Genomic DNA, 3,159 nt, shown 5'->3' with positions numbered 1-3,159 from the left:
ACCTCATCCCGGGGATCTCGTTCAGCCCGGACAAGATGCTGCAGGGCCGGCTGTTCTCCTACGGAGACGCAGCCCGCTACCGGGTGGGCGTCAACCACCACCAGATCCCGGTCAACTACCCACGTGCAGCCAAGCTGGTCAACACCTACCACCGCGACGGAGCCATGCGCGTCGACGGCAACCAGGGTGGAGTCGCGGGTGTCGAGCCCAACAACTTCGGCCGCTGGGCCGAGCAGCCCGCCTACGCCGATCCCGCTGAGTCGATCGGGTCCACCGCGGATCACTTCGACTTCCGCGAGGACGACGACAACTACTTCGAGCAACCCGGTGACCTGTTCCGGCTCATGACCGGGGACGAGCAGCAGAGGCTCTTCGACAACACCGCTCGCGCCATCAAGGGCGCCCGACACGAGACCGTCGAGACGCACATCGCGAACTGCACCCAAGCCGACCCCGCCTACGGCGAAGGCGTACGCAAGGCGTGTGAAGCCTTCGGCGCGCTGTAGCAGCCGACCGCGGCTCGGCGCTCGGCCGACGCTGACCAGTTTGGAGTTGATATGGCAGACAACGTGATCGACGACCCGAGAGCCACCCTCGACGCCGAGCTCATGGACCTGGCGGCACGCTTGTTCGATTGGGCTCGCAGCGGCGACGCCGCGATGTTGGCCGCCTACGTCGACGCGGGCGTACCCGTGAACCTCACCAACACCAACGGGGACACCCTGGTGATGCTGGCGGCCTATTACGGACACGAGTCCGCTGTCGCGGCGCTGATCGCGCGCGGGGCCGACGTTGATCGACACAACAATCGAGGACAAACTCCGTTGGCAGGCGCCGTCTTCAAGAACGACACAGCGATCATCGAACTGCTGCTGTCAGCCGACGCCGATCCGCTGGCAGGCTCACCGTCCGCACTTGAAACCGCGCGGTTCTTCAAAAGGGAGCAACTCGCACGGCAACTGCTGCAACACATCCAACGGCGCAGCCTGAACGTCTAGCCGCAACACGCATACGTGGCATCGGGCAGACGATGGCCATGTCGCGCAGTGCGGGGACTCCAAATGCGCTCTCGCTGGGCGCGCCGTAGCGAACCGAGGTCGGTGCTAGTGCCCACCGACGCCCGGTAGATCGTCACTGCGCGATGCCGCGGTGGGGGCGGGGCGATGTCGGAGATGTCGGTAGAACATGTCGACGAGCTGGTCGATGACCGCGTCCATGGTCAGCGGGAGATGACCGTCGAGCCACGCCGTGCCGATTTGTTCTGCAGCCCCGATGAATCCGTACGCTTTGAGGCGCGCAGCTCCTGCGGCGCAGGTATGTCGTCATCGGGGCGGCGAAGGCGATCAGCTGAGCAGCTCGCTGCCGGTCACCCCGCGAGATCGGCGACCAAGCCGATATGAGCTGTCTGGAACCGCAGCGAGCCAATCGAACGATTCTCCTCGCAGGGATCGGGACCCCACCCGACCGGGACGATGGACCGCACGGGCGCCGATGTGGTCGCGGCGGCGTACGAGGAAGGGCGTCGCGATGACGCCAGCGACGATCGGCCCATCTGGCCCTCTCCCGATACCAGCGAGAACGTCGCGTTCGCCAACGACCTCGACACGTACAGCCGCGATCGTGGTGGTCGGTGCAATCATGGGAGCATGCCCACATCTACTGGACTTGTCGATGTGCACGCCCACTTCGTCACCGACGAGTATGTCCGTGCCGCCCAGTCGGCGGGTCATCTCGCACCTGACGGCATGCCGGGGTGGCCGCAGTGGAATCTCAACGAACAACTGTCCGCTATGGACCGACGCGATATCCGGCGGGCGATCCTGTCGATCTCCTCGCCCGGCATGGACCTCGGCGACATCGCCACCGCCCGCGCCATCGCCGAACACGTCAACGACGAAGCGGCGAAGACCGTCCGTGACCACCCCGACCGCTTCGGGTTCTTCGCCTCACTGCCGCTACCCGATGTCGACGCCGCGGTCGCCGAACTCCGCCGGGCCGTCGACACTCTCGGGGCGTCCGGCGTCATCCTCGATTCGAACATCGATGGCCACTACCTCGGTGATCGGATCTTCGAACCTGTTTGGGCCGAGCTCGATTCACGGCGGACTGTGCTGTTCGTCCACCCGACGTCTCCGGTCGGGTGGGAGCGGACCGCGCTCGGTCGGCCCCGCCCGATGCTGGAGTTCATGTTCGACAGCACCCGCTCGATCACCGACCTGGTGCTCGCGGGCGTCGCGCACCGCTATCCGGACATGCGGATACTGGTGCCACACTCGGGTGCGGCACTGGCCTTCTTCAGCGACCGCATCGAGCTCTTCAGACAGGGTGGCAGCGGACCGCCGTGGCGAGACGCGATGCGCGCCTTGTGGTTCGACACGGCAGGGACGCCGTTCCCGATTCAGCTGCCAGTTCTCGCGGACGTCGCGGGCACTGCCCATATTGTCTACGGCAGCGATTCCTGCTGGACTCCCGCTGCTGGCGTTGATGCACAATTGGCATCAATCGACGCCGCGCCACCGCCGCCGGGCGCCACCAGCTGGCGAGAGCTGACGACCAGGAACGCCGATACGCTGCTCGCCTGACACGTGCCGAGGGGGCCGCTGCGCTTCAGAGCAATGAGCCGTTCTCCCCAACGCGCAGGTCTACGCCGATACGCGTGACCCCGACCATTGGCTCAACACGGCTGCGGCGGAATCCGCCGCGCCGGAGGCGAAGACGGCTTTCACGCAGTCGTATCAAACCGTCCACCCTCGTGTTGCTTCCGGACAACTGCGGACCGTCGATGGCGCAACAACGCTCTTTCCGGGCGTCCGAGGCCATGCCCGATACGAGTCCTATTGCCGTGTAGGTAGACGTGTCGGCAAACTCGACTGTCGTCGTTGTCGTCACAACCGTCGTCAGCTCACGGGCGAAACAGCGGTACCTTCGCTTCCTCGTACCCGGCGAAGTCACGCTGTGCGCAATGAGGTGGCGGTTACGAGTGGCCTTTCGCGATCAACGGGGCCAGACTGGGTTCTCGTGGCTCAGCGGGCGGGTCGTTCGACGAGGAGCTGGCAGGGCTCTTCGAAATTTCGCGTGATGCGTTCTGCATCGCGGAGTTCGACGGGTACCTGAGGCGCGCCAATCCGGCGTTCGCCCGCAGCCGGGGGTACACCCTTG

Annotated in this window: 3 protein-coding genes; all 3 read left to right on the top strand. The window is 65.6% G+C overall.

The features are described 5' to 3' along the window. Window positions 1–506 (top strand): catalase (locus tag QOC69_RS25170; RefSeq protein WP_526444749.1); only part of this gene is annotated, 506 nt, incomplete at its 5' end. Between the two features lie 51 nt (window positions 507–557). Further along, a complete protein-coding gene (locus QOC69_RS25165) occupies window positions 558–998 on the top strand; it encodes an ankyrin repeat domain-containing protein (RefSeq protein WP_526444747.1) in 441 nt (146 codons plus the stop codon). A gap of 648 nt (window positions 999–1,646) precedes the next feature. After that, window positions 1,647–2,582 carry an amidohydrolase family protein gene (locus QOC69_RS25160; protein ID WP_526444745.1) on the top strand — a complete coding sequence of 312 codons (936 nt, stop codon included), beginning with the start codon at window positions 1,647–1,649 and terminating at the stop codon, window positions 2,580–2,582. Window positions 2,583–3,159 lie beyond the last annotated feature (577 nt).

This window comes from Mycobacterium sp., from assembly GCF_032162105.1.
Taxonomy (GTDB): Bacteria; Actinomycetota; Actinomycetes; order Mycobacteriales; family Mycobacteriaceae; genus Mycobacterium.
This window is presented reverse-complemented; position numbering and strand designations above follow the sequence as displayed.